General features: G+C 70.5%; 24 protein-coding genes and 1 pseudogene. 3 read left to right on the forward strand and 22 right to left on the reverse strand.

The genetic code is table 11. From position 1 onward, the window contains the following. Positions 1-28 precede the first annotated feature (28 nt). Together ACIGG8_RS11565 and ACIGG8_RS11570 are read right to left on the reverse strand one after the other, a co-directional pair. Positions 29-2,083, reverse strand: coding sequence for a transglycosylase domain-containing protein (locus tag ACIGG8_RS11565; protein ID WP_396547254.1), 2,055 nt, complete (start codon positions 2,081-2,083; stop codon positions 29-31). 226 nt (positions 2,084-2,309) lie between these two features. Further along, a pseudogene (locus ACIGG8_RS11570) lies at positions 2,310-2,474 on the reverse strand (pirin family protein); the annotation flags it as partial. A 92-nt stretch (positions 2,475-2,566) separates the two neighbouring features. Between ACIGG8_RS11570 and ACIGG8_RS11575 the strand changes: the two are divergent. Beyond that, complete coding sequence (locus ACIGG8_RS11575) at positions 2,567-3,709, forward strand: site-specific integrase (RefSeq protein WP_396547255.1); 1,143 nt, start codon at positions 2,567-2,569, stop codon at positions 3,707-3,709. On the opposite strand, the gene ACIGG8_RS11580 is transcribed toward ACIGG8_RS11575, so the two are convergent. Beyond that, positions 3,654-3,899, reverse strand: a complete 246-nt coding sequence (locus tag ACIGG8_RS11580; protein ID WP_396547298.1) for a helix-turn-helix domain-containing protein — start codon at positions 3,897-3,899, stop codon at positions 3,654-3,656. The two genes, ACIGG8_RS11575 and ACIGG8_RS11580, sit on opposite strands and share 56 nt — an antisense overlap. Positions 3,900-4,026: 127 nt before the next feature. Then, positions 4,027-5,403, reverse strand: coding sequence for a serine hydrolase domain-containing protein (locus tag ACIGG8_RS11585; RefSeq protein WP_396547257.1), 1,377 nt, complete (start codon positions 5,401-5,403; stop codon positions 4,027-4,029). Positions 5,404-5,507: 104 nt separating this feature from the next. Here ACIGG8_RS11585 and ACIGG8_RS11590 point away from each other — a divergent pair, with 104 nt between their 5' ends. Both ACIGG8_RS11590 and ACIGG8_RS11595 read left to right on the forward strand, forming a co-directional pair. Next, the gene (locus ACIGG8_RS11590; protein WP_396547259.1) at positions 5,508-6,203 is read left to right on the forward strand and encodes a TetR/AcrR family transcriptional regulator C-terminal domain-containing protein; all 696 of its coding nucleotides are present in this window, start codon (positions 5,508-5,510) and stop codon (positions 6,201-6,203) included. 613 nt (positions 6,204-6,816) lie between these two features. After that, the gene (locus ACIGG8_RS11595) at positions 6,817-7,788 is read left to right on the forward strand and encodes a LuxR C-terminal-related transcriptional regulator (RefSeq protein WP_396547261.1); all 972 of its coding nucleotides are present in this window, start codon (positions 6,817-6,819) and stop codon (positions 7,786-7,788) included. A gap of 78 nt (positions 7,789-7,866) precedes the next feature. Here the strand turns inward: ACIGG8_RS11595 and ACIGG8_RS11600 are convergent, their stop codons facing one another. The 18 genes from ACIGG8_RS11600 to ACIGG8_RS11685 form a co-directional block, all read right to left on the reverse strand. Beyond that, entirely contained in the window at positions 7,867-8,136 is a 270-nt protein-coding gene (locus ACIGG8_RS11600) for a hypothetical protein (protein WP_396547263.1), read from the reverse strand. A 70-nt stretch (positions 8,137-8,206) separates the two neighbouring features. After that, positions 8,207-9,433 carry an ABC transporter permease gene (locus ACIGG8_RS11605; RefSeq protein WP_396547264.1) on the reverse strand — a complete coding sequence of 409 codons (1,227 nt, stop codon included), beginning with the start codon at positions 9,431-9,433 and terminating at the stop codon, positions 8,207-8,209. Continuing rightward, positions 9,430-10,311, reverse strand: a complete 882-nt coding sequence (locus ACIGG8_RS11610; RefSeq protein WP_396547265.1) for an ABC transporter ATP-binding protein — start codon at positions 10,309-10,311, stop codon at positions 9,430-9,432. Before ACIGG8_RS11610 ends, ACIGG8_RS11605 begins: the two co-directional genes overlap by 4 nt. Continuing rightward, positions 10,312-11,244: a thiopeptide-type bacteriocin biosynthesis protein gene (locus ACIGG8_RS11615; RefSeq protein ID WP_396547266.1), complete on the reverse strand. Its 933-nt coding sequence runs from the start codon at positions 11,242-11,244 to the stop codon at positions 10,312-10,314. Then, on the reverse strand, positions 11,241-13,682 hold the full coding sequence (locus ACIGG8_RS11620) for a lantibiotic dehydratase (RefSeq protein ID WP_396547268.1): 2,442 nt from the start codon (positions 13,680-13,682) through the stop codon (positions 11,241-11,243). Before ACIGG8_RS11620 ends, ACIGG8_RS11615 begins: the two co-directional genes overlap by 4 nt. Beyond that, positions 13,679-14,803, reverse strand: a complete 1,125-nt coding sequence (locus ACIGG8_RS11625) for a PqqD family peptide modification chaperone (RefSeq protein ID WP_396547269.1) — start codon at positions 14,801-14,803, stop codon at positions 13,679-13,681. The genes ACIGG8_RS11620 and ACIGG8_RS11625 overlap by 4 nt, the downstream gene beginning before the upstream one ends. 181 nt (positions 14,804-14,984) lie before the next feature. Then, on the reverse strand, positions 14,985-15,155 hold the full coding sequence (locus ACIGG8_RS11630) for a hypothetical protein (RefSeq protein ID WP_360261954.1): 171 nt from the start codon (positions 15,153-15,155) through the stop codon (positions 14,985-14,987). Between the two features lie 84 nt (positions 15,156-15,239). After that, the gene (locus tag ACIGG8_RS11635; RefSeq protein ID WP_360261953.1) at positions 15,240-15,407 is read right to left on the reverse strand and encodes a thiocillin family RiPP; all 168 of its coding nucleotides are present in this window, start codon (positions 15,405-15,407) and stop codon (positions 15,240-15,242) included. A gap of 56 nt (positions 15,408-15,463) precedes the next feature. Then, positions 15,464-15,634 (reverse strand): thiocillin family RiPP, encoded by a 171-nt coding sequence (locus tag ACIGG8_RS11640; RefSeq protein WP_396547271.1) that lies wholly within the window; start codon positions 15,632-15,634, stop codon positions 15,464-15,466. Between the two features lie 46 nt (positions 15,635-15,680). Then, on the reverse strand, positions 15,681-15,851 hold the full coding sequence (locus tag ACIGG8_RS11645) for a thiocillin family RiPP (RefSeq protein ID WP_396547273.1): 171 nt from the start codon (positions 15,849-15,851) through the stop codon (positions 15,681-15,683). Between the two features lie 49 nt (positions 15,852-15,900). Continuing rightward, complete coding sequence (locus ACIGG8_RS11650) at positions 15,901-16,074, reverse strand: thiocillin family RiPP (protein WP_396547274.1); 174 nt, start codon at positions 16,072-16,074, stop codon at positions 15,901-15,903. 42 nt (positions 16,075-16,116) lie between these two features. Continuing rightward, positions 16,117-16,833, reverse strand: coding sequence for a nitroreductase family protein (locus tag ACIGG8_RS11655; protein WP_396547276.1), 717 nt, complete (start codon positions 16,831-16,833; stop codon positions 16,117-16,119). Then, a complete protein-coding gene (locus ACIGG8_RS11660; protein WP_396547277.1) occupies positions 16,830-18,473 on the reverse strand; it encodes a nitroreductase family protein in 1,644 nt (547 codons plus the stop codon). The genes ACIGG8_RS11655 and ACIGG8_RS11660 overlap by 4 nt, the downstream gene beginning before the upstream one ends. 4 nt (positions 18,474-18,477) lie before the next feature. Next, positions 18,478-19,158 carry a TOMM precursor leader peptide-binding protein gene (locus ACIGG8_RS11665; protein WP_396547279.1) on the reverse strand — a complete coding sequence of 227 codons (681 nt, stop codon included), beginning with the start codon at positions 19,156-19,158 and terminating at the stop codon, positions 18,478-18,480. Positions 19,159-19,195: 37 nt separating this feature from the next. Continuing rightward, entirely contained in the window at positions 19,196-20,557 is a 1,362-nt protein-coding gene (locus ACIGG8_RS11670; protein ID WP_396547280.1) for a YcaO-like family protein, read from the reverse strand. Positions 20,558-21,419: 862 nt separating this feature from the next. Further along, a complete protein-coding gene (locus ACIGG8_RS11675) occupies positions 21,420-22,844 on the reverse strand; it encodes an RICIN domain-containing protein (RefSeq protein WP_396547281.1) in 1,425 nt (474 codons plus the stop codon). A gap of 474 nt (positions 22,845-23,318) precedes the next feature. After that, on the reverse strand, positions 23,319-23,897 hold the full coding sequence (locus tag ACIGG8_RS11680; protein ID WP_396547283.1) for a hypothetical protein: 579 nt from the start codon (positions 23,895-23,897) through the stop codon (positions 23,319-23,321). A gap of 34 nt (positions 23,898-23,931) precedes the next feature. Continuing rightward, positions 23,932-24,516: a hypothetical protein gene (locus ACIGG8_RS11685; RefSeq protein WP_396547284.1), complete on the reverse strand. Its 585-nt coding sequence runs from the start codon at positions 24,514-24,516 to the stop codon at positions 23,932-23,934. Positions 24,517-24,680: the final 164 nt, after the last annotated feature.

The raw sequence follows: 24,680 nt of genomic DNA on the forward strand, positions 1-24,680 counted from the left end.
CGACGGCCTTCGCCGGAATGACGGACCGTTACGGCAGCTGGACCGAAGGGAAGGTGCCGGCCCGGGTGCCGTCCAGGGCGCCGTCCATCGCGTCGCGCCAGATCGGGCCGGCCAGGGTGCCGCCGAAGGCCTGGTCGATCACCTTGCCGCCGATCTTCTGGCCGTCCAGCGGCTTCGGGTTGTCGGTGTCGCTGACGACGGTGGCGCCGGCCATCTCCGGGGTGTAGCCGACGAACCAGACCTGGCGGCTCTCGTTGGTGGTGCCGGTCTTGCCCGCGCTGTCGCGGCCGGTGAGGCCGGCCATCTTCCCGGTGCCGTCGTCCACGACGCCCTTGAGCATCGCGGTGACGGTGTCCGCGGTGTCGGCGGACATCACGGACGAGCAGTTCGCCTGCGGCACGGCCAGCTGCTTGCCGTCGGGGCCGGTCACCGAGGTGAGCGCGGTCGGCGCGCAGTAGGTGCCGTGGGCGGCGAAGGCCGCGTAGACGCCCGCCATCGCCAGCGGGGTCAGGTCGTTGCTGCCGAGCGTCATCGACGGCACCACCTGGAGCTTCTCCCCGCCCGCCTGCTCGGTGATGCCGAGCTTGTTGGTCATCTGGGCGACGTTGCAGAGCCCGGTGTCGGCCTCCAGCTTCGCGAAGTAGGTGTTGACCGACTGCGCCATGGCCGTCTTCATGGTGAACTGGCCGGTGAGGGTCGGGCTGTCGTTGTGCACCTGCCCGGACGACGGGAACTTCGCGCCCGAGCAGTCCTTCATCGCCGGCCACGGGATGCTGTAGTCGGTGGTGTAGCTCTGGGCCGGCGTCAGGCCGCTCTCCAGGGCCGCCGCCGCGACGATCGGCTTGAAAGTCGAACCGGTCGGGAAGCCCAGCCCGCCGCCCATGGCCTTGGTGGCGTTGTAGTTGATCTGGGTCTGGTGCTGCTTGTCGTCGACGCCGTACGGACGGCTCTGCCCCATCGCGAGGATCTTGCCGGTGCCCGGCTCGACGATGCTCATAGCGGTCGCCGCCTGGTCCCCGGCGTTCACGTGCCCGGTGACCGAGGTGTACAGCGCCGCCTGCGCCTTGGGATCGAGCGTGGTGTGGATCTGCAGCCCCCCGCGCTTCCACACCGCCTGCCGCTCGGCCGCCGACTTCCCGAACGCCGGGTCGGTGAGCACCACCTTGCGCACGTAGTCGCAGAAGAAGCCCTCGCCCTGCTTGGCCAGGATGCAACCCTGCTGCGGCGCCTGGACGTTGAGCCCCAGCGGGGTCGCGATCGCCTGCTGGGCCTGCTCCTTGGTGATGTGCCCGTACTCGGCCATCTTCCGGAGCACCGTGTCCCGCCGGTCCTTGGCCGCGGTCGGGTTGACCACCGGGTCGTAGTTGGTGGGCGACTGCTCCAGACCGGCCAGCATCGCGGCCTGCGGCAGGGTGAGGTCCTTGGCGTGCACGCCGAAGTAGCGCCGCGCGGCCGACTCGATGCCGTAGGCCTTCTCCCCGAAGAAGGTGATGTTCAGGTAGTTGGTGAGGATCTGGTCCTTGCTCAGGGTCTCCTCAAGCTTGATCGCGTACTTCAGCTCCTGGATCTTGCGGCCGACAGTCTGCCGCTGCGCCTCCTGGACCTTCTGCGGGTCGTCGCCCGCCTCGTCGACGAACACGTTCTTCACGTACTGCTGGGTCAGCGTGGACGCGCCCTGCGCCGTGGTGCCGGAGGAGGCGTTCTTGTCCAGGGCCCGCAGCACGCCCTTGAGGTCGATCGCGCCGTGCTCGTAGAAGCGGTTGTCCTCGATGTCCACCAGCGCGGTCTTCACCAGCGGGGATATCTGGTCCGCCGGGACCACGGTGCGGTCACGGTCGTACACGGTGGCGATCGTGCCGCCCTGGGCGTCGAGGATCGTCGAGGCCTGCGACAGCGCCGGCGTCTTGAAGTCGTCGGGCAGGCTCTGGAAGTCGTCCGCCGCCGACTGGGCCCCCAGCCCGGCCGCCGCCACGGCCGGCAGGGCGATCCCCGCCGCCACCACACCCGCGACCACACTGATCCCGATCAGCCGCAACCCGTGCCCGAACTTCCGCATGCCCGCCCCCGCCCGCTCCTGTGCCATGGACAAGGACCCTACGTGCACGTCATGAGGAACCCGTAAGAGATCCGGTACCGATCTGTCACAACTCTGCGACAACGACCACCACCCCCGTTTACCCCGCCGCCCCGCCCCGGCTACCGGACCCGCACCGGGCGAACCGGACCCACCGACCGCGCGTCCGCGGCTCCTCCTCGTTCAACGTAGGGGTCGCAACTGCCGCAGCACGACGGCGAGCGGGCACCCGGCCTCAGCGCTCGCGGCCGCGGGGCTTGAGGGGCATGGCGGGGAGCTCCGGGGCGGGGAGGCGGTCGCCGGCGTAGCCGTGGACGGCGCCGAAGCGGGTGCCGGCCATCCAGTCGGTGCGAGCCTGGGCGATGTCCTCGGTGGAGCGGCCGATGAAGTTCCACCACATACCACCGCTCTGCCGTTTCTTCCCAGCTCAGGGGCTTGATCGACCATCCGGGGTCAGCAAAAGGTCAGCAAGGCGCCCGGGAGTCGACAACCATGGCCACCATCAACCTCGTCCGCGGCATGGGCAGCTTCTTCAAGGAGTGCGAGCACCCCGAGAGCCGGTGGCCGAGGTGCCCGCACGAGTACAAGATCCGTTACCGCAACGCGGCCGGGCGGCAGACCGAGGAGTCCGGCTTCGCCACCCAGGAGAAGGCGAAGGCCCGGCTCGCAGAGGTCTACCAGGCGAGGAAGAACGCCCCGCAGAGCCAGCGCAAGGCGGAGCGGATCCAGAAGTACGGCCCGATGCAGTTCGAGCCCTACGTCGAGGAGTGGAAGGCCGACCAGCGCCACCTCGGCGCGGCCTCCCTCCGCCACCTCGACTCACTGCTGGAACACCACCTCTACCCCGCCTTCCGCAGCCGCCGGATGGGCACCTTCGACCACAAGGTCGTCGAGGCCTTCATCCAGACCATGGAGCGCAACGGCGTCGGCCTCGCCACCCAGCCCAACGCCTTCGACAAGCTGAAGTCGATCCTCCTCGACGCCCACCGCGTCGGCCTCTACGACGAGAACCCGTTCGACGGTGTCAAGCCGCCCCAGTACGACCCGAAGCGCGCCGTCATCCCCTCCCCCACCCAGCTCCAGGGGATACGCACCGCCGGCGACGACGCCTTCGTCGTCATCGCCGATCTGATGAGCGGCTGCGGCCTACGCAACGGCGAGGCCACCGCGGTCAACATCAACAACATCGTCGCCGACGATGTCTACCGCGTCACCGATCAGGTCAACCAGACCACCAAGGACTACGCCCCGCTCAAGCACCGCAAGGAGGGCGACTACCGCGACGTCCCGCTGCCGGCACGGGTCAAGCTGACCATCGAGTGGTACGCCGACAAGTACGGCACCGTCGACGGCTACCTCCTCCGCCACCCTGTCTCACCCACAACATCCCGATCACCGACGTCGCCGAGTGGATGGGCCACAAGAGCATCGACGTCACCTTCAAGATCTACCGCCACCTCATGCCCGGGTCGATCAGCCGCGCCGCCCAGCTTCTCAACCTCGGCCTCGCTGCCTGAACGAACGAGGAGGGCCCGCCCCGACGGGGGCAGGCCCTCCTCGTCGCTCGCGGTCGCTCAGGTCACGCAGCCGACATGCGCTGCTGCTTCACCCACGCATGAACGTCGGACACCGTGAACTGCAGCTTCGCATTCCTCCCACTCCCAAACCTGTACGGCACGAGGCCCACACGGGGCGCCTCCCGATACACCCACGGGACCGACATGTTCAGATACTCCGCAGTCTCTTTGACGTTCATGAACTGCTCGGACACGGGCTCTCCTCTGCGACGGCCGACGGCTACTGCTGCCGCACTCGGTCGGAGCATCGCAAGGAACAACGGCTTGGCCGCGCCGGGGTGTTGTGGTACCTCGTGTTGCACGCTTTTCAGGTTCGGTTCGGCCCGCTTGACTTCCTCGGCGATCAGGGGCGAGGCCGGGGCCAGGACAACCCGGTCAGGCCCAGGCACGGGCGCGGCCGAAGAGGCGCCCGGCGAGGTCGACGCCGATGACCCTGCCGTCGGCGTCGCGGCTGAAGAAGCCGCGCTGCCCCTTCAGTCCGCCGTCGGTGACGACGTACTCGTCGCCGTCGTCGGTCAGGAAGCCGATGGTGGCCGCCGGGTAGTCCGGGGGCATCTCCACGTCCGAGGCCGCTCGGAGTTCCGGTTTGATGCCGACAGCGAGGGTGAGACGGGTCCCGTCGGTGGCGATGTCGAGGTTCATGGCGTCGATCTCGTAACCGCCGACGACCTCCTGCGCCCGCGCCTCGTCGTACGGGACCGGCTCCGCTTCCTTCTCGACCACGCCGAGGTAGTGCTCCAACGCCCAGCGGGCGACGGCCTGGTTGAAGGTGTAGCCGTCGGGGCCGGCGTTGGCCAGCGAGACGACCGCGAAGTTGCGCTCGGGCACGATGAGCAGCTCGGCGAACTGGCCGTTGCCCGACCCGCCGTGCCCGATGGTGCGGACGCCGTCCACGTCGCGCAGGAACCAGCAGATGCCGAAGGCGTCGCCGAGCGTGCTGGCGCGCAGCTCGACGGTCGGCTCCTTCATGCGGTGCAGCGCCTCGGCCGGCAGCACGCCCTCGCCGGTGCCGAGCTGGAACCGGGCCCAGCGCAGCAGGTCGCTCACCGAGGACACGATGCCGCCGCCGGGGTTGTTGCCACGCGCGCCGGCCCGCCAGGACTTCCACGGCTGGGCGAGCCGCAACTGCCCGTCCTCACCGCGGTTGTGGCCCACGGCGAAGCTCCGGACCATGACGTCGTCCAGCTCGAAGAAGGTGTTCGACAGGCCTACCGGCTCCAGCACCAGCGACGCGGCGGCCTTCTCGAACGGCAGGCCGGTGACGGCTTCGACGATCCGCCCGGCCAGGTTGTAGCCGGCCTGGCTGTACGAGGCGCGGGCGCCAGGCGGGGCGATCAGGGGCAGCTCTGCCATCTTCGCCACGAAACCGGCCAGGGTGTCGGCCTCGTCGCCGGTGTCGATCAGGTTCCAGTCCAGGCCCGCTGTGTGGTTGAGCAGGTTCAGTACGGTGATCTGCTCGGCAGCCCGCTCGTCGGCGAGTCGCAGCTCGGGAACATACCGCCGCACCGGCGCGTCCAGCTCGACCTTCCCCTCCGCGACCAGGCGCATCAGCGCGGTCGCGGTGAAGGTCTTGGTCGTCGAGGCCAGGTGGAAGAGGGTCTGCTCGTCGACCGGCAGCGGGTGATGGACGCTGGTCACGCCGTGGGAGGCGTAGTTCTCCTGACCGCCCGCCAGGATCCCGACGGCGACGCCCGGGATGCCGAACTCCTCGGCGGTCGCCTCGACGAACCGGTGTAGCGCTTCCTGTGACATCTGGTCCCCCTCAGCCGTCTTGAACTAAGTACAGGAAGACCATAGAGCCCTTCTTGAACAAAGTGCAAGCGTCGATCTGAACTTAGTTCAACTATGCTGATCCCATGCCACGGCAATCCCTGACCACAGATCAGATCGTCCGCACCACCATCCAGCTGCTGGACGACGACGGGCTCGACGGCCTCAACATGCGCAGCCTGGGCAGGCGGCTCGACGCTGCCGCCACGGCGATCTACTGGCACATCAAGACCAAGGACGACCTGGTCCGGCTGGCCGGCGACGCGATCTGGGACGAGGTCAAACTGCCCGATCTCGACGCCACCGACTGGCGGACGGCCGCCACCGCCATGGCCTCGGGCATGCACGCCATGCTCACCCGGCACCCGTGGCTCGGCCAGGCATACGGCAGCCACCTCCTCTACGGCCCCGGCAAGGCTCGCCACGACGACCACCTCCTGGGCGTCTACGAGAAGGCGGGATTCGCCCCCGCCGACGCGGACCGGGCGGCCGCCACGGTCTTCACCTTCGTCCTCGGCAACGCCCTCCCACCCGCCGCCCAGGTCTCGCTGACCCGGCGGCTCGGTGCCGGTGGCGCTGACCCCGAGCGCAGGCTGGCCGACACCATGGCGCAGGCGACCGACATCGCCATGGGCTTCCCGCGGCTGCGCGAGCGCCTCGGCACCACCGCCGCGACCGAGTACGCGAGCGCGCCCGACAACAGCTTCGAGTTCGGTCTCCAGGCCATCCTCGACGGCTTCGAGGCCCGCCTCGCCGCAATGCCGGACGGCCGCCGCGGATAGCCCTCGACCCGGGGCGGGCGAGTGTGACGGAACGCCGGATCAGGACGACGGCTCGCCCCCGTGACGCAGCATCCCGTCAGGACGTGACACGTCAGGCTGACATCCGCCCGCCGTCACTGCCGTTGGCCGGGCACGGCCGAATCCCCTCAGGGCGGACTCGTCAGCCGGCGGCCGCTCCACCATCCGCCGCTCCGCCTCCCCCGTTGGTGCACCACCGGCAGCGCCGCGCTCAGCAGGATCGGCCGCAGTGTGAACAGCGTCCTGCACTGCCGCCGTGGATGCGCCGCTTTGGAGACATCAAGGTTCCATCAGGGTTTTCCCGCACAGCCCGGTCGAGAACACCTGCCCCGGGCGCCTCCCGCCGGCCGGGAGGGCCGTGAATACGCTCCGTCCGCCCGCTCGCCGACCAGCACCGGTCCGCCCAGCAGGCGTTCCATCGCAGGCGAAGCACCTGATCCGCACGCTCGTCAGACTCTCACTCCGGTCCTCACTCGGCCGGTCCCTCTCGCCCTGGGGCCTGTCCCCGGTCGGCGTTACGATCGCTCGTCAGTCACATAGCAATCGGTTACGAACGAATCCCGTTCGGTGTCCGATGTCTCGGAGGACGAGGGGAATGTCAGAGGCCGGGCTGTCGCATCTCGGGGTCGCGGCGGACGAGGAACGGGTCTACCGCTGCGCGCTGCGTTCTCCGGGGCTGGGGATCGAGTCGCTGGCACCGGCGGCCGGGATGGATGTCGAGGAGCTGCGGACGGTCCTGGAACGTCTGGAGGCCGCCGGGATGGTGACGGTGGCCGAGAGAGAGGGCGTCGTGCCGACGGATCCGTTCGTGGTGACCGAGCGGCTGGTCGAGTCGAGGCTCACCGAACTCCAGGCCGAGATCCAGCGCGTCATCGCAGCCCGGCACGTGGTCGGCGTCCTGCTCGACGACCAGCGGGACGGCCGCCGGCAGTCCCCACCGGACGGCGTGGAGCGGGTCGAGGGCCCCGACCGGGTCCGGGCCCGCATCGACGAACTCGCCTTCTTCGCGCGCCACGAACTGCTGTCCGTCCAGCCGAACGGTCCCTTGACCGCCGCCGCGATCGAGGGCGCGAAGGAATCCGATGAGCGGGCCCTCCGGCGCGGTCTGAGGATGCGCACCATCCTGCGGTCCGACGCCCTGCATGACCCGAGGACGGCCGAGTACCTCACCGAGTTGAGCGCGCGGGGCGCGCGGATCCGCACGATGGACGGCCCGCTGGAGCGGATGCTGATCTTCGACCGGACCACCGCCCTGGTGCCGATCGACCCTCGGGAGACCAGCCGCGGAGCGCTGGTCGTCCATCAACCGGGGATGATCTCCAGCCTCATCGCGCTCTTCGAGCGGTTCTGGTGCGCGGGCGAGGACCTGGACCAGGAGCACCTGACGGAGATCGAGCGGCAGGTGCTGAAGACCATGGTCCGGGTCGAGAAGGACGAGGCGGGCGCGCGCGAGCTGGGCATTTCGGTCCGGACCTACCGCGGCCACGTCGCCAGCCTGCTGCGCCGTCTGAGCGCCACCCACCGCGCCCAGGGCGTCCTGGCCGCGCGCGACCGGGGATGGCTCTGACCCAGGGGCGACGCGATCGTCTTCCCGGCCGAGCCGGCCGGGAAGACGATCGCGGGTGACACGCTCGTGCGGTGGTGGTCAGCCGGCGTCGACGACCTCGGTGACGGTGAACCGGTTGAGGCTGTCGGGGCTCAGCCGGTGGCCCTCGACCACGAGGTACTGGTCCGCGCTGACCCGCAGGATCTGGGCCTTCTTCGCGGCCGACGCGAAGTCGGGGTGGTCGCCGCGGGCGGCCTCCAGCGCGAACGCCCGCGCCTGCTCGAGGGTCATCGGCTCGGAGGCCTTGATCTCGGCGCCGTAGCGGTTCTTGGTCAGGCCGATCTCGGCCACGACGACGTGGTTGCTCATGGGGTTCCTTCCTTTCTGGGGCGGCCGGCCGGGTCTGATCCCGGCCGGCCGACGACGTGGGCGCAGCCGATTACACGCCCGCCGAACGGGTCGCCGTGGGCTCGGCCCGGTCCGCGCGCAGCGAGGCGAGCAGCGACAGCCGACTGCCGGTGTGCAGGACCGAGGAACGGTAGGCCCGGGCGGCGATGCGGACGGTGAGCGCCGCGAACAGGGCCGCGATCGCGAGGGAAGCGACGATCTCCCACCACGCCGCGGTACCCGCGAAGACCCGCGCCGGCATCGTGACGGTGGAGGCGATCGGCACGTAGGAGGCCACGGTCACGACCGCTCCCTTGCCGATGATCGAGACCATGTAGGTGGCCGTGACGATCATCTGGAGGGGCGCGGTGGCGGACTGCACGTCCTGGGTACGGGAGGCCAGTGCTCCCAGCCCGGCGAACAGGCAGCAGACCGTTCCGAAGCCGAGGACGTAGAACACCAGGAACCAGCCGCTGGAGGCGACGATCGAGCCGAGGTGGGGCACCCCGCCGGCCGCCAGCGCGGTGAGCAGGCCCACCGCGGTGAAGACGGCCATCTGGACGATGCCGAGCACGAAGTTGCCGGCGACCTTGCCGACGAGCAGGGAGCGGGTCGGGATCGCGGCGAGCAGCACCTCGACCACCCGGGATTCCTTCTCCTCCACCACGCTGTTGGCCGTCGTCGTGCCGAAGAGCTGGCAGGACATGAAGAACAGCAGGCCGAAGACGAAGGTCACGCCGTACTGGTAGCCGGCCTCGTCCGAGGAGGAGTCCAACTGCACGGGGGCCAACTCGGCGCCGCGCATGACGTCGGGGAGGGAGATTCCGAGCGTTTGGGCGTTCTGCTGCATGGTCTGGGCCGCGACGGCCTGGGCGAGGTACCCCTGCAGTTCCGCGGCCGGCTTCCCCTTCGCCTCCAGGTGCCAGGCATGCGCGCCTGCCGTGTCGTCCAGCACCAGGAAGGCGTCGGCGTCCCCGTCCTTCACGGCCCGCTCGGCAGCCGCCCGGTCGGGCAGGTACCGGGATTCGAGCTTCACGTCCGTCGCGGTGCGGGCCGCGGCCGTCACGGTCTGCTCGGCGCCCGGAGAGACGACGGCCACCGTGTAGCTCGTGGTGCGTCCGGAGAAGACGTGCAGGGCGATCACCCCGCCGACGATGAGGACGATCATCGCCACGGTGGATATCCACAGGGCCTTGCTCCGGGCACGGACCCGGACCTCGCGCTGTGCCACGCGCAGCCAGACCGGTGAGGTCCGCTCGCTCTGCTGGGCCCTGGTCATCGGGTCACCTCCTTGTAGATCTCCGACAGCGGCACCGGCACCTCGCCGAAGTGCGACACCGGGCCTCGCGTCATCGCCGTGCGCAGCACCGTCTCCGCCGCCCCCGCGTCGACCGGGGTGAAGCGGGCGCTGCCGCCGTCCGCCGAGAGGACCTTGATCCGGGTGGTGCCGCGGATCCACGTCTCCACGGCCGGCGCGTCGATGCGGATAACCGAGTCGTGGCTCGCCCGGAGTTCGGCCGCGGTGCCCGCGGCCACGATCCGGCCGCCGGAGAGGATGACCAGTTCGTCGCAGAGCTTCTCCACCAGGTCGAGCTGGTGACTGGAGAACAGCACCGGGACACCGTCGTCGCTGCAGGAGCGGATCAGCGTGCCGAGGGCCTCGACCGCCTCCGGGTCCAGGCCCGAGAACGGCTCGTCCAGGACGAGGAGTTCGGGCCGGTGCATCAGCGCGACGGCGATCTGGGCGCGCTGCTGGTTGCCGAGCGAGAGGTCCTCCAGCTTGTCCGCCGCACGCTCGGTGAGGCCCAGGACGTCCAGGATCTCGTCCGCCCGTTCCGTCGCCCCGCGCTTCGTCATTCCGTGCAGGGAGCCGAAGTACACGAGCTGCTCACGAACGGGCTGGCGCGGGTAGAGGCCCCGCTCTTCGGGGATGTACCCGAAGTTCCGGCGCTGCTCGGTGGTGAGAGGCGAGCCGTGCCAGCTGATCTCGCCGCCGTCCGGCGCGAGCAGGCCCATGATGATGCGCATCGTGGTCGTCTTGCCCGCGCCGTTCGCACCGACGAAGCCCGTCAGCTTCCCGGGGGCCAAGGCCATGGACACGTCGTGGAGGACCTGGCGGTCACCGAACGCCTTCCTGACCTGGTGAAGTTCCAGCACTTACGACTCCTCGGAGGGGAACGCGGGGGTATTGCGGTCGGGCGCGGCAGCGCCGGTCCCCGGGCCAGCCAGCAGCGAAACCAGAGCCTCTTCGACGGGTGCGATGCCGAGCCGATTGAGCGTCAGATGCAGGTGGTGGAAAGCCAGATACATCGGTTTCTGATGCGCCTCCCGCTTCTCGATGCCGATCAGCATATCGGCGCACAACGCGTTGACCATATCGATCAAATGTGCCGATTCGGACAGTCGCCCGCACTTCTCCGACACGGCGGAATCGATCCGTTCGTGAGCGGTCCGGAGATTGGCGTCTCGCGTGATCCCCTCCGCCGCCGAGGCGTGTTTCAGGCCGGACCACCAGGTGTAGTGGGTCCGCAGGAAGCCGTCGCGCTCCGCTCCGTCCAGGCCGAGCCCGTCGAGGAGCCGGGTCACGACCAGCCGACCGAGGGCGATCCGGTACTCGACGGTGCCGTCCGACGCCGCGACCAGCCGCAGAGCCGTCGCACTGGAGGCCTGGAAGACGCGTTCCGCGACCTCCAGCCCCTCCGGGCCGCCCCACTTGGCGTACTCCGGCTCGTAGAGGTCGAGCCGGACGTCGGGACGCGATCCGGTGCTGCCTGTCGGGGCGACCGGCAGAACGGTCAGCGGAGCCGGTCCCGGCCTGCCGGTGAGCGCCGTCAACTGCGCCAACAGTGACGTCCGTCGCAGTGCGAGCGCATCGGCCTGGTCTCGGTCGACGAGGAACCTCAGCCGCACGTGCGGGCCCGAGCCGTCCAAGTAGCGCAGGTAGAACCAGCGTTCGGCCTCCGGGGCGACCTGCTCGACGAGCGGGGCCACCACCTCGGTCAGGGCCGCGTCGAGCAGGTCGAGGTGACCGGGGTACAACTTCAGGTACAGCCAGGTGCGCTGATCGGATACGGCGGTCGCGGCGGTCATCGGTGGTCTCCGGAGGGACGGTCCCAGGCCAGGAAGCTGACGTGTTCGCACATCCGCGGGCCGTCCGGCCCGGCGATCCACGCCTCGTCCCGGCCGGGCAGCGCCTCCTCGATGCGCAGGGTGTGCGCGCCCGCGATGAGTGGCAGCGCGGTCGCGACGGAATGGGGCGAGGCCAGGTCGAGCCACATGGGCTTGCGGCGGTTGGCGTCGAGCGGGTCGGCGCCCAGGGCGAGGAAGAACACCTCGCGGGGCAGCCGCTGGTCCCGGCGCCAGCGGTCCAGGCGCAGCAGGTGGTCGGCCGTCGACTCTCCGCGCTCGGGCTTCGGGAAGGCGGACGCCGGGAGGATCCAGCGCGCCCGTCGCAGCACCACCCGGCCGGCGGTCGCCCTGGGCGTCACGACCGGCTCGGGGCCGACGGCGGTCAAGGCCTGGGCCCGCAGGAAGGGGTGATTGTCCCTGGTCAGCGGCGAGCGGTCGATCCAGGGGTCCATGACGGCCAGGGCCAGCCGGGCGGCTCCGGTGGCGATGTGGGCCGGCACGATGCCGGTGTACACGGGCGCGACGGGACTCCCGTCGGGGCCCTCGAACTCAAGGGTGTCGGTCGCGGCGTCGTGCCGCAGGGCGAGCCGGTCGAAACCGAGTGAATCCGCGGCGCGCTCCTGCTGTTCGGCGGGCCAGTGGAGCTGCGGCAGGTAGCCGGCCCCGGCGTGCTGCAGGTTGTTGACCTGACCGGAGAAGGTGAGCGCGCGGACCTCGCAGCCGGGGAAGAGCGAGCGCAGCCAGCCGAGTTGGGCCCCGGTCACCGCCTCCTTGCCGAGCAGGCTGCCGAACCGGGTGACCAGGCCGCCCAGGGCACTGCCGTACTGGTTGACCACCATGCGGTAGTCGCCCCGGTGGGCGGCTGCGGCGCTCCCGGCCGCGAGCTGGTAGAGGACGGCCGTGGACGGCGGGGCGGCGGTGCGTCCCACCGGAAGGCCCGCGCGCTCGCCGAGTCCTGCGGCGTCGACCGTCATGTCGCTGATCCGCGCCCGGTGGAAGGCGGCCTTGAAGGTGCTGTCGGCCTGCAGCTGCATGAAGAAACCGGCGGAGTCCTCACACCGCCCGCCCGCCCCGTACCGGGCCCGGAAGGCGTCCAGCACGGCGTCGTAGACGTACGAGCGGACGACGTAGGGGCGCAGGTTCTCCGCGACCGTCCGCAGGTCCGCCTCGACCGAGGCGGGTAGCGGGCCGACCGGCTCGGCACTGGCGCCGTCCTCGTGGACCAGCTGCGCGCTCCAGCGCGGGGCCCCGCAGCGTTCGGCGAGCTGGTCGGCGCGCGAGCGGATGTCGGCCAATACGCCTCGTCGACCGACTGGCTCGGCGCACGCAACCCCACACACCAGTGCGTCGAGCTCGGTCATGAGACGGGCCAGCTCTGCGGCGTCCTCGGCCGAGCTACGGCCCAGGGCATCCGCCAGATCGATCAGGGGGCTGTGGCTGCCCGCCTTCCAGGGGACGACCGGCACGAGCAGCCCCGTCCGCACGTAGCGGGCCAGCCGGCCGGGAGCGAGGGCGGTCGCGGGGACGGATCGGACCTCGTCGAGGTCCGCCCGGTAGAGGCCCGCGTCGACGATCCGCTCGGTCGACCAGAGGAAGCCCCCGTTGTCGGAGAGCGAGGTGAGTACGACGGAGTCGTTGCCGTCCGTCGCCGCGACGGAATGGGCAGGGGCATAGGTGAAGGCGTCGGAAAAGCGCGGGGTGGCCGCGAGTTCGGCAATCAGGCCGTGCACGTAGCCGACCGGTAGCGCAGTCTCGGTGCGCCCTGCCGGCTGGGGCCGTGTCGGCCCGTGCAGCGCGACGGTGGTCAGCCGGCCCAGCGGGCTGGGCTTGAGGGCCGCGCGGACCAGGTAGCTCAGCAACGTCCGCGACGTGCGGGCGCCCGGCCTCAACTCCGCATCGCCGGCCTTCTCCGGCAGGTGCGCGGCGACCAGCGGCAGGGAGAGGGCGAGCGGCCCGGAGTCGAGGTGGGCGCGAAGGGTGTCGGCGGTACGGGCCGCGCACTGCGCGACGGCGTCCTGGAGCCCCGCCAGTTGAAGGGCGAGCGCCTCCTGAGCCACTCGCCAGCGGTCCGTGACGGCGGCGGGAACTCCTACCCCGACGAGGAGGTCGAGGTCCTCGGAGCCGAGGCCGCCGCCGCCGTGTGCGAGCCTCCTGGCCCTCAGCAGCCGACGCCGAACACTCCGGTCCGCGGCGGGCACCAGCGGGAAGATCGCGTCGCCGAGCGCGGCACCGGCGGCCGTCAGCTCCGCCTCGACCTCGGCGAGGCGGTCGAGGCGCTCCCGGACCGGCTCGCTGAGCGTGAGGGCCGTGACGGGCAGGCCGCCGACCCGGTCGAGCCGGAAACCGGCGAGCCGGGCGGGCCCGGCCTCCGTCCGGAGCGTGGTACTGGGGTTGGTCACGACATCAGCCCAATGGCGAGAACGATCAGGTTGAGGAGGATCAGGCCGGCCGCGAGCAGGGTGTACAGCAGGCTGACGGCGAAGTAGCAGAGGTAGCCCACCCGCGCGCGACGGGGGATCGATCGCAGGTAGAGCGGCAATGGCTTGCGGGTGACCCGGTGCAGCACGTACGTCAGGGCCCGCCCGCGCATGTTGATCGCGCCGAGGGCCGCCTCGACCGCGTGGTAACCGTCGCTCGGGAAGAGCGGGTTGAGGTTCGCGGTCACCGCCAGCAGCTGGAAGCCCACCAGGATGCGGAAGAACAGGGAGGCGTCACCGGAGGTGTTCAGCGCCGCGAGGGACCAGACCCCGGCGAAGCCCAGGTCGCAGATCGGCCCAACCAGGGAGATCAGCACGCGCCCGAACCGGCCTTCGTGCCGGTAGGTGTCGGTACGGTCCACGTAGGCCATCGGGAACAGGTAGAGCATCAGCCCGACCCCGGCGTTCCGCGGCCGGATCCGGTTGTAGGTCATGGCGACCGCGTGGCAGAACTCGTGGACGACGACCTCGCCCAGCATCACCGCGACGGCGGCCGCCACCATCCACGCCGCCGGACGGGTGCTCCCCGCCGACGAGGTGAGGGCGAGCACCACCAGGGGGATCGCGACCACCGGCACGGCCAGCAGCAGCGCGGCGAGCGGCCGGACCGGCAGGCGGCGCAGCACACCGGCGACGGGATCGGCGTAGCGGCTCGGGTCACGGACCAGGGGGAAGCGCTTGACCAGGTCGAGCCGCCCGTACCGGATGGCCCGCTCGGTGCCGGTGGCCGGCAGCGGGTCGAGGTTGAGCACCGAGGCACGGCGCAGGTCGGCGAGGAAGTTCGGCAGGACGCCCCGGATCTGCTCCTCCTGCTCGGGGTAGCGCTCGGTGAGCGAGGCCACGAGCTCCGCGCCGGTCATGCCCTCGCCCAGGTGGCGCAGGATGGCCAGGCCGCTGGGCGAGATGTTCAGGTACCGGCCGGCCGGGGAGACGAGCATGGTCCGGCCGCCGGCGCCGGTGATGATCTCGACACCGTCGCGCATGCGCAGCCGCTCGGTGTCGAGCCACGGCTCCGGCGCCACGGTCTCGGGGCTGGATGGCACGTTGTCCTCGCTTTCGGTGTCCGGATCACACCCGGAGCGGACCGGTACCAGTCCGCTCCGGGCCGGTCTCTGGGAGACTTCATGGGTGGGGAGTCGCGTCGATTGGAGCGACGCGACTCCCCTGCCTGGTCACGTCCCGGCGCGGGCGCCGGTGGTCACCAGGGCCGACCTAGGGCCGTCCTCAGGACGAGGCGGTCGAGAAGCTGCTGCCGCTCGACGCGCAGCTGCCGACGAAGGAGCCGGCGCAGGCCAGCGAGCCCGCGGTGGACAGCGACATGTTGGTGGCGTCGTCGAGCTCCTCGACGAAGGCCTCCAGGTCCAGGTCGTCGCCCAGCTGAATGGTGTTCTCCATGGTTTCCCTCCCTGCTGTGTGTTCGTGACGGGTGATCCGCTGCGGGCGGAACCGCGTGGATCAGTGGATCGGTAGCTCAGCGGATCAGCTGAAGGTGCTGCCGGTGCTGGCGGTCGAGGCGCAGCTGCCGACCGTGCTGCCGAAGCTGCCCACGCTGCCGAAGGAACCGAGGGCCGCCGTCTCCGGCAGGTCCTCGACCAGCAGCTCGTCGGTCAGGAAGAGCTGCAGGTCGTCCTCGTTGAGGTGCTGCATGGTCGTCACCTCCTTTCGCAGGTGTCGAGCCGTCGGGGACAAGACGCCACCGAGCGTCAGCTGTTGTACGAGGAGACGGTGGCGGCGGAGCTGAAGGTGCCGGTCACGGAGCCGGCCGAGGAAACGGTCCCGGCGCTGCTCCAGCCCGCGGCGCCGCTCTCCGGAAGGTCCTCGACGGAGGCCTCGGCGGCCGCGAACAGGTCGACCTCGAAGTCGGTGTTCTGCATGGTGTGTCACCTCCTTTCGCAGTTCGAAGGGATACCAGGGACCCTGTCACCAGGGGCTGGTGGTGGAGGCCGTCGCCGCGGAGCCGAGGCAGCCGGTCACGGTGCCGGCGGACGAGAGGGTGCCGAGGGTGCCCCAGGCGGCGGCGCTGTCGGCGAGGATCTCGACCGACGCGTCGTCGGCCGCGAACAGCTCGAGTTCGAGCTCGGTGTTCTGCATGTGTGTCACCTCCTCTCCGCGAAGGCTCGGACGTGGCCCTCGCTCGCGGTCACCCGAACGAGCTGGCGGAGCCGAAGCTACTGGCGCAGCCGGTGGCGGTGCCGACGGTGCTGGCCGACGCGATGGTCGAGTACGCGGCGGCGGAGTCCTGGAGCTCCTCCAGGAACAGGCCGGACGCGCCGTCCTCGGCCATGACGAGGTCAAGGTCGTTGAGCTGGTCCATGGGTTGTCACCTCCTTTCCTCGGGTCGGAGCGGTGCGGGTGGTCAGCCGTTGGCCGATCCCCCGCCGTACTCGCCGGACGCGTCGAAGCCGTGGCCGACGGCCAGGGCCAGCAACTGCGTCCGCCGAAATCCATCGATGCCCACCAGTCGCTTCAGCGCGGACGGCAGGAAGCCGGCGAAGATGCTCCCGGACAGGCCGGCGTCGACCGCGGTGAGCCAGGCGGCCTCGCAGGCCGCGCCGCTGCGCTCCAGAAGGCGCCGGTGACCGTGGGACCCGGCCGATTCGAGGGCGTCCTCCAGCGAGCCGGTGGCCAGCAGGATCGCCGGGGCGAGCGCGAACTCGGGCTGCAGCACCAGGGCGCTGAGCTGCTCGACGCCGACGATGTCCGCGATCGGCTCGAACCCGTCGGGGCCGTACCGGTGGACGGCGGGCCGCAGCCCGGTCACCGTTCGCGCCGCCACCAGGAATTCCAGCGGCCGCGCGGCCCACTCGCCGGGCCAGAGCGCGGCGTCGGCGCCGTGACCAGCATCGATCACCCGCCGGAGCAGGCCGGCGTCCACCGGCCGGTCCGCGAAGAAGCGGTTGGCGCGGCGGCGTCGCAGGGCCGGGCTCAGACCGTCCTCGGCGAGGGCGTCGAGGACGGTCTCGTCGTGCCACTGCCACGGCACGTCGGCTTCCGGCACGGTTCGGAGCTGTGCCAGGGACTGGCGCTCGGTGTCCTGGCGGAGTTCGGCCATCAGATCCAGCAGGTCGCTCATCGCGTTCCCTCCCCGGGGTGGGACCCGGCAGCGAGGCCGAGCCGGACCACTGCCGTCACACACTCGAATTCGCGTTCCACGCCCAGCGCCGTCGTCAACGCGGCATCGTCCCAAGCCGCTTCGTTGGCCATCGGCAGGCCCAGGCGTCGGCTCGCCAGGAGCAGGTGGCTCAGCGCCACGCCGGTGTCCAGGTGGATCACCCGGTAGGCGAAGGTCCGGTACTTGCGGGCGACGCGCACCAGCGCCCCGGTGACGACCAGCAGCACGGGCTCGGCCATGTCCGCGTACTCGGGCGGCAGTTCCGCCACCCGGGCCAGGCGGTGACCGATCGCCTGGTACGCGTACCCGCCGGGCACCAGACCCGGGACATCCCGCACCAGGAGGTAAGCCGTCGGGGAGCCGAGGTTGCCGCCCGTCGGCGCGAAGCGCAGCAGCTTCTGCCGACGGTCCTGCGGCTGCTGCTTGAGGCCGAAGGCCGCGGCGAGCAGCGTGCCCAGCAGTTCGACGGTGAGCGGCTGCGCACCGGCGTCCAGCAGGGCGAGGTCCGGGTCGCCGAGGTCGGTCGTCTCGGCGTCCGGGTACTCCTTGGCGTCGTACTGGAGCGCGAGGTTGGAGGGCTCGAAGTGGACCTGGTGGTCCCTCGGGTTCACCAGCCGCCTCGGCGGGAACGCCACCGAGTGCTCGTAGGCGTAGGCGGGCGGCGGGTCCTGCAGGGCGACCGAGGGGTCGCCGCACAGGTCGCAGCCGGGGCGCGGCGCGATCATGCGGGTCTCGGACGCTCCGGCCCGGAGGTCGACCCGGGTGCGGCCGTGCAGGGAGGCCGGCTTGCCGACCCTGGCTACCAGGCCCAGCACCTCAAGGGCGGTCATCGCCGCCGCGGCCCGAGCGTCGATGACACCCAACTCTCCGGTTACGGTCGGAACTTGGGCAAGCACACAGTCCGGGCACGCACCGTGGTCATTCGCGCTGTACGGGCCGATGGAGAACCCGTCCCCGTCCGGGCCCGTGAGCAGCACGGGCACCTCGCTGGCACGCAGCGCGCGGTACACCTCGCGGGCGTCGGCCTGGTTGACGGCATCGACGTGGAGCACGGCGAGCGCGGGGTTCGCTCCGGTCAGGGAAGCCGTGGCGTCGAGGCGGACGGTGGGCGCGCCCATCGCGTGCAGCCGCTCGGCCAGCAGGTCACCGAACGCACCGCCCGCCCAGAGCGCGACCGGCGCCACGGCCAGGCGATCCTGGGCCTCGTCGGCGTTCGCGTTCACCCGGGTGCTGTCGAGCAGTCGGGCCAGCAGGACGGACTGCGGGTCCGTGCGGCGGGGCACGCCCTCCTGGAGCAGGCCGCAGGAGTAGAGGAGCAGCAGGACGGCGCGCACCTGCGGAGCCGCCCGGCCGAGCGCCGCGGCAAGCTGGTCGAGGTCGCGGGTGCCGTCGAGCAGCGGCAGCAGGTCCGGGAGGATCTGCCGGGCGGAGCGACCGCTGAGGGTGCGCCGGTTGCCAGTGCCCTCGACGATCAGGCCGTCCTCCGACCAGTGCAGGACTACGCCCGGCACCACCGACGGGTGTGCGGGCAGCCGGAACTGCGGGTCGCCGGCAGTGGCGTGCGCCAGCTCCACGGCGGACAACTGAGTGGTGGTCGGCATGGGTTCACCCCCTCCTGGTGGTGAGGACCGGTTCGGTCGAGGTCGAGGTCGAGGTCCGGATGGTCGGGGCTAGGTCCCACAGGTCGTCGGCGAGCCTGCGCCAGGTGGCGTCCGGCTCCGGTCGGTGGCACCGGTCGCAGCCGTGCACGGGCACCACCGAGAGGGTGGACAGCGTGGCGGACAGCAGGTCGAAGCTGCGGACCCGGCCGCGTTCGGAGTCCCCGTCACCGCCGAGCACGGCGTCGGCGGCGAGGCCGGTCACCGTTTCGGCGAGGACGGCGTGGGATTCGAGAAAGCCGTCCGGTCCCAGCGCCGGGTCCGCGTCGTAGGCGCGCAGCAGCCGGCGGTCCAGTTCGCGCAGTTGCTGGTGCTGGTACTGGCGGGCCAGGAAGCACCGGTAGCAGGGGCCGCGGCCGCCGAGGACGGTCGGGCCGACACGCAGGGCGCTCACGCCCATCGTCACCGGTAGCCAGGGCGTTCCGGTGGCGAAGGCCACGCGGTCCACCAGGTCGAACAGGGTGGGCGTCTCCCGCCACGCGGCGACCACTCGCAGCCTGGTCCGGGGCCACCGGGCCGGCTGGAAGAGGTCGGTCTCCGGGGAGACCACGGCCTGCCGACGGCTCACCAGCCGGTCCGCGACCGCGCGGCCGAAGCCGCCGACCGCCAGCACGTGCAGATCGAACATAGCGTTGCTCCTACCGCTCCAAAGCGCTCTGCCGCCCTTACGCGAAGGGCTGGGGCCAGGGGTTGACGTCCGCCTCCCGGTACGCCGGGTACCCCATCGCGCGCGGGCCGTCGTAGAGCCGCGGGTGCGCGAGGTACCGCGCGCGGTACGAGAAGGAGAGCGGCATCAGCTGCGGGATGATCACCTTGATCACCCGGAAACCCACCTCGCGGGCTTCCGTGGTGGTCATCTCGACCGCGTACACGTCCATGCCGTGCCGCTTCAGCCGTTCCAGGACCAGTCGTAGGTCCGCTCGGGCGTCCCCGGTGGACGGCCGGGGCAGGGCCGAGAACGGCTGTACCCCGTTGTCCGGTGCGCGCAGGAAGTCGTACGCGGCGGTGCGTTCGGCCGCGCCCATGTAGGTCGCGCCGTGGAAGACGCTGTGGAAGTCGTCGATGCTCGCGGGTGCCGGCTCCGCAGTGCCGAGGGCGATGCGGGACGAGGCCGTCTCCCGGAGCATCTTGGCAGCGGCCCGGTCCGGGTCGAAGTCCGTCGCGCACATCACCACATGGCGTACTCGGCGGCTGCGCGGGTCGTCGTCGAGACTGTAGAGCGTCGGGATCCCGAGCTCGGAGGTCGCGTCGTAGAAGGTGGTCCGGATCCCCTTGCGCTCCACCTCGCGCAGCGAGCGGGCCAGTTCGTCCGACACGGTGTCGAACTCGATCCGGGGCAGTGGCAGCTTCTGCAGCCAGGTGAGCGCGATCGCGTCGCGTTCGATGACCTCGCAGATGCCGTTGAGCAGCGCGCGGTCCAGGTCCGTGTGCGTGGCGCAGCCCGTGGAGATGGGCAGGATGAAGCGCTCGGTCGGCGTGAGGGCCGGGATGTGCAGCCACACGGCCACGGCCGGCACCAGCACCGGCCGACCCTCGGTCAGCGACCAGGCCGTGGTCCAGCGGATCGGTTCGTCCCGCTCCGGTGCGGTCACCGGGCAGGCGGGGTGGGCCAGTTCGGCCTCGCTCGCCTGAGGGAACGTGCGCAGATCGGCGGCCCGCTCACCCAGGTCGTCGGCGGTGGCCCACACCAGGTCCTTGGGCAGGACGCAGCTGGAGTAGCGTTCGAGCGCTTCGGCGATGGAGATGGCGCGTGCCAGGTGCGGATCGGTGCCGCCTCCCCCGCCCCCGAGCTCGACGCCCGAGGCGCGACTGCTGGTCGAGCGGATGTTGGGCTGGACGTGCTCCAGCTCCCCCATCGTGGAGTTGTAGACGCTCAGACCCGAGGACTCCTGCGAGATCCGGGCGACCCGCCCGACCAGCCCGCCGCCGTGTGACACCAGGGCGTCGAGCCGGCGAAGCCCCTCGGGCAGGGGCTCGGGGGCCGCGTCGCCCCCATCGAACCGCTCCGTGCGGCTCACGTTCACCATGGAGTGAACCCTTCGGAAGAAGTCTGGAATTCACGTGTCCGGACACCCGGACACACCTTTTCGGCACGGCCCGGAAACCAATTCCGGCACACGGCAGCCGAATTCCCACGCATGTCGTTGTCAACCGGACGGGAAACGCGCTTCCGCGCGACGTCGTCCGTCAGTCCCAGGCGTGCGTCCTGGGGCGCGATCCGTTCGACCGGAGCACGTCGGCGGCAGCCGGAGCTCCCGGTCGCGGAGCGGTCGCGCGACCGGCCGAAAAGGCACTCGTACCGGCTCCGGCCTGGGTGGCACCGGCACCGCCCGTGGCCAGAATCGTCATGGCGGCGACAGTGCCGAGGAGCATGGCCCCGGTCGTCCGAGCAGGATTCCTCCTGCCGCGCCGCGCGCAGAGAACCGCGCTGTTCATCATTTCCCCCGAGTTACTGCGGTGTTTCTCAACGGCTTGAAATATGCCACCTCCGACGGTCACCGGGAGGAGGGTTGGAATGCAGCATGTTGCAGACGGCCGATGCACCAAGATGCAGCCCGTCGAGGCTTGCCGAGTGCACCGGTGGCAGGGCCGCGTCATTCAGGCGAAGTATCCGTTTTGATGCCGGTTCAGGCAGCGGATGCGGCTGTGAAGTTCGGCGATCGGGTTGGAACGGAGGCAGGCACGGCCTCCGGGTGGTCACGAGGTGTCGAATCCCTGATCACCACGACGGAAGACCGTGCCTGCCCGACTCACCAGGACGTCGAGAACTCAGCCGGAGCGGGCGTCAGGCCAAGGGACGGGGCGCGTCTCCTCGCCTGCGGCTGCCCTGGCGCTGGGCGGCAGAGGAGCAGATAGCGCAGGCCTTCGCCCGTTCGTGTCACCGGGTCGTCAGCTGAGCGCCCACTGCTGGGTCCAGCCGGTCTTGCAGGTCCATACGCCCAGGGTCTTGAAGTCCTCGTCGTAGGTCAGGCAGTCGTTGGAGCTGATCCGGAGCTGGTAGGTGCCGTTCCCCGCGCTGGCGAGCTCCCACTTCTGCTCGTCGGCACCGCTCCAGGGCTGGGTCTCGGCGAGATAGCTGTCGGTGTTCTCGGTGAGAGCCAGGCCGGAGGAGACGTTGGTGATCTTGTAGCGGCCGCCGCCCAGGGAGGTGAACTTCCACTTCGAGTCGCTGCCGCCCCGGATCCCGGCGACGACCGGCGCTCCGGCGTTGGAGCCGGTGACGACGGCCCCCAGACCGTCCGACAGGCGCAGGTACGGCGTGCCGTCGATGACCTTGCCGCCGTCACCCGTTCCCCCGCCGCCACCCGCGATCACGCCGCCCCAGTGCCAGCTCTGGTGTGCGAGGCTGCCGTTGGCCGCCGATCCGCAGCCCCAGACCTGGAGCCGGGTACCGTTGGCGACCACGCCGTTGGGGACGTCGATGCAGACATCCTTGCTGCGGTCGGTGGGGTCCTCCATGTGCCGGAAGGTGCCGTCCGGCGTCAGGTACCAGCGCTGACTGGCGACCTCCACGCAGTCCCAGAGCTGGAGCCTGGTCCCCTGCGTCGTGTTGTCACCGGGCAGGTCGAGGCACTTGCCGTTGGCGCGGAGCTGGAAGCCGTTGTACGTCCAGGACTGGTTGCTGCCGCCGTGGCAGTCCCACAGCTGGATCGGGGTGCCGTTGGCGGTGCCGTTCTGGTCGACGTCCAGACAGGCATGGTGACCGGGACTGGCGTCCGGGCTCAGGCTGCTGGTCTGCTGCGGGGTGGACCGGGCGGGAAAGTGGAGGGTGCGGTCGGTGTGGCTGCAGGCGATCTTCCCGCACGGAGGGTGACGGACCGAGTCCGTCTCGCTGTCGCTCCCCACGAAAGCCCAGTTCGAGTAGCCACCATCCCCTTTGTTGGTGAACGTCGACTCACCCTTGAAGACCCAGAGCCGGAAGTCGTCGTAGCCGAACGGGCCACCCTCCGAGTCGTGGTGCTGCAGTTTGAAGGTCGTGTCGAGCAGCACGCCGTGCATGTTCGCCGTGTAGGGGTTGGTGAACCATTTGGTGTCGTAGGCGTCGGTGCCGTCGTACTTGAACACCAGGATGTTGTAACCGGGCGCCGTGGCCTGGAACTGGGTGACGGCGTCCTGGGTGAACTTCGCGTTGTCGCTCTTGGCCCCCCGGGCCGCCGAGACGAAGACGTTGATCTCGCCGAAGATGGAATTGATCAGGGCGCTGATGCAGTTGCCGCCCCCTGGGGTGTCCTGCCCCGCACAATTGTTGGCGCCGGCCGCAGCAGCCCGTTGCGGTGCGGACAGGCCGCCTACGCCTGCGATCGCGAGGGCCATCAGCAGAACCGCCGCGGTGGCGCGTTGGTGCAGGGTTTGTTTCAGTCGCGAGAAAGCGCGCATAGTGAACACCAAATTCCTCACTGGAATGTGCGAGATTCGGATGCTAGATCCACTTCTCCGCCGACCGGATCGCCTTGACGAACCCCATACGCCCACCGGCTCGATCTTGATGCGTCACCCGGTGACGGAGACTGGGAGCCCCCCTCCGGAGGCTTCCCTCGCCCCGGGCTGACCGCAATCAGACGGCGCGGGTCGTGCCGCAGCGGAACGTCCCGCCAGGGCAGCTGCTTCAGGCAGGCACGGTCTTCCGTCGTGGTGATCAGGGATTCGGCACCTCATGACCACCCGGAGGCCGGGCCTGCCTCCGTTCCGGCCCGATCAGCGAACTTCACAGTCTCATCTGCTTCCTGAAGCAGCATAAAAGCTGACAATTCGCCTGAACGACGCCGCCCTGCCATCGGTGGTCGGTGGTCAATCAGCCATCAGATGCACCATCACGCTCACCGAGCCGGAGACCACCGCGAGCAGGGCGAGGCCCTTGAACAGGCCGACGGTCACCCGCCAGAGCGTTCGACAAGGACGGCCCTCGCGTAGGCGCGCAGCCCACCGGGGTGCGACCAGCGCGACGGCCTGCGCGATGCCGACGGGACCGGCGACCACGGCGAACAGCCCGACCGAGACGCCGAGCACCCGGACACCGGTGTAGGCGGCGCCGACCCGGTAACAGTCGTCCGCGGACTCGACGTACTGCACGGGCAACCGGGCGCCGACCCGGAGACTGCCGGCATAGGGGACCGGGCGCGCCACGATGGCGCCCGAGTCGGAGGTGAACCGGCCGTAGCAAGTGGTGTGCGCTCCTTTGCCGGCGCCCTCGGTGAGGCAGCCTGTGACGGTCAACAGGCCCGGCTGACCCGCGAGTCGAAGCGGGTACGCGATGGTGAGCACGCAGACGGCGGTCAGGGCTGCACCAGCCAGCATCACGGCGAGGCTCGCGAACGCCAGGACCGGCGCGGCGCACCACCGCCCGGCCCTGGACCTCGGATCGCTCAAGTACACGATTCCTGCCCCTCGCCTGAGCGCTCCGTCACGTTCCCGGTCGCCACGTGTCCGCCTCCGCCTTCCACGGCCGGCAGCGGACGCGCCGGGCCGCGACTGCGCAGCCCAACAGCGCCAGGACGCCCAGGAAACCCGACAGCACCAGCCCGGTCACCCCAGGGCTGCCGGACCAGGCCCACCTCACGACGTTGGTCGTCCAGGCGGCGACGACACCGCACGTGAGCCAGAGGATGCGGCGCCTGGTCCCTAGGCCGACGGGTGGGAGCAGGGGAAGCAGGTCGTCGGCCGGCGGGACCGGGCCAGCCTCCGGGGGCCAACCCGGCGGCGTCCAGCAGTGCGCGCTCCGGTCGTCCGTCCAGTCGACCGGGGCGGGGGCCTCCGGCCGCAGGTCGGGGTGGCGCATCCATGCGGCCCGGTGCCGGGCGGCCGGGTCCGGGTCCAGGACCAGCACGGTCCAGGACCCGGCCCCCGCCACCACCCGGTGTTCCACCGGCCGGTATCCGTACAGGTATGCGACCCACAGTTCACGTCGGAGCCCGATGCCGGTGCTGGTCGTCGACACGACCACCCTCGGCCTGCCGTCGAGCCGGCCGGCCAACCAAGTGAAGTCCATGCCCGTGATCGAACCAGCCCCGCACGGCCCGGAATGTTCCTTTGACGGTACTCTGACGAACTCGTCTCAGACCTGAATCCGCAGGTAGTGGGGGAGGATGGCGGCTGATACGACGACAGGTGCGCTTTCGGTTTGAGAAGATCGGGGTTCCTACACCGTGACCA

This window comes from Kitasatospora sp. NPDC085464 (assembly GCF_044541955.1).
GTDB lineage: Bacteria > Actinomycetota > Actinomycetes > Streptomycetales > Streptomycetaceae > Kitasatospora.

Excerpts from the sequence above, each read along its gene's own strand:
- ACIGG8_RS11665 (WP_396547279.1), bottom strand. The coding sequence starts at position 19,158 with ATGTTCGATCTGCACGTGCTGGCGGTCGGCGGCTTCGGCCGCGCGGTC.
- ACIGG8_RS11585 (WP_396547257.1), bottom strand. The coding sequence starts at position 5,403 with ATGTCACAGGAAGCGCTACACCGGTTCGTCGAGGCGACCGCCGAGGAG.
- ACIGG8_RS11630 (WP_360261954.1), bottom strand. The coding sequence starts at position 15,155 with ATGGAGAACACCATTCAGCTGGGCGACGACCTGGACCTGGAGGCCTTC.
- ACIGG8_RS11645 (WP_396547273.1), bottom strand. The coding sequence starts at position 15,851 with ATGCAGAACACCGAGCTCGAACTCGAGCTGTTCGCGGCCGACGACGCG.
- ACIGG8_RS11600 (WP_396547263.1), bottom strand. The coding sequence starts at position 8,136 with ATGAGCAACCACGTCGTCGTGGCCGAGATCGGCCTGACCAAGAACCGC.
- ACIGG8_RS11565 (WP_396547254.1), bottom strand. The coding sequence starts at position 2,083 with ATGGCACAGGAGCGGGCGGGGGCGGGCATGCGGAAGTTCGGGCACGGG.
- ACIGG8_RS11660 (WP_396547277.1), bottom strand. The coding sequence starts at position 18,473 with ATGCCGACCACCACTCAGTTGTCCGCCGTGGAGCTGGCGCACGCCACT.
- ACIGG8_RS11670 (WP_396547280.1), bottom strand. The coding sequence starts at position 20,557 with ATGGTGAACGTGAGCCGCACGGAGCGGTTCGATGGGGGCGACGCGGCC.
- ACIGG8_RS11675 (WP_396547281.1), bottom strand. The coding sequence starts at position 22,844 with ATGGCCCTCGCGATCGCAGGCGTAGGCGGCCTGTCCGCACCGCAACGG.
- ACIGG8_RS11595 (WP_396547261.1), top strand. The coding sequence starts at position 6,817 with ATGTCAGAGGCCGGGCTGTCGCATCTCGGGGTCGCGGCGGACGAGGAA.
- ACIGG8_RS11635 (WP_360261953.1), bottom strand. The coding sequence starts at position 15,407 with ATGCAGCACCTCAACGAGGACGACCTGCAGCTCTTCCTGACCGACGAG.
- ACIGG8_RS11655 (WP_396547276.1), bottom strand. The coding sequence starts at position 16,833 with ATGAGCGACCTGCTGGATCTGATGGCCGAACTCCGCCAGGACACCGAG.
- ACIGG8_RS11640 (WP_396547271.1), bottom strand. The coding sequence starts at position 15,634 with ATGCAGAACACCGACTTCGAGGTCGACCTGTTCGCGGCCGCCGAGGCC.
- ACIGG8_RS11615 (WP_396547266.1), bottom strand. The coding sequence starts at position 11,244 with ATGACCGCCGCGACCGCCGTATCCGATCAGCGCACCTGGCTGTACCTG.
- ACIGG8_RS11575 (WP_396547255.1), top strand. The coding sequence starts at position 2,567 with ATGGCCACCATCAACCTCGTCCGCGGCATGGGCAGCTTCTTCAAGGAG.
- ACIGG8_RS11685 (WP_396547284.1), bottom strand. The coding sequence starts at position 24,516 with ATGGACTTCACTTGGTTGGCCGGCCGGCTCGACGGCAGGCCGAGGGTG.
- ACIGG8_RS11650 (WP_396547274.1), bottom strand. The coding sequence starts at position 16,074 with ATGGACCAGCTCAACGACCTTGACCTCGTCATGGCCGAGGACGGCGCG.
- ACIGG8_RS11580 (WP_396547298.1), bottom strand. The coding sequence starts at position 3,899 with ATGCTCCGACCGAGTGCGGCAGCAGTAGCCGTCGGCCGTCGCAGAGGA.
- ACIGG8_RS11590 (WP_396547259.1), top strand. The coding sequence starts at position 5,508 with ATGCCACGGCAATCCCTGACCACAGATCAGATCGTCCGCACCACCATC.
- ACIGG8_RS11605 (WP_396547264.1), bottom strand. The coding sequence starts at position 9,433 with ATGACCAGGGCCCAGCAGAGCGAGCGGACCTCACCGGTCTGGCTGCGC.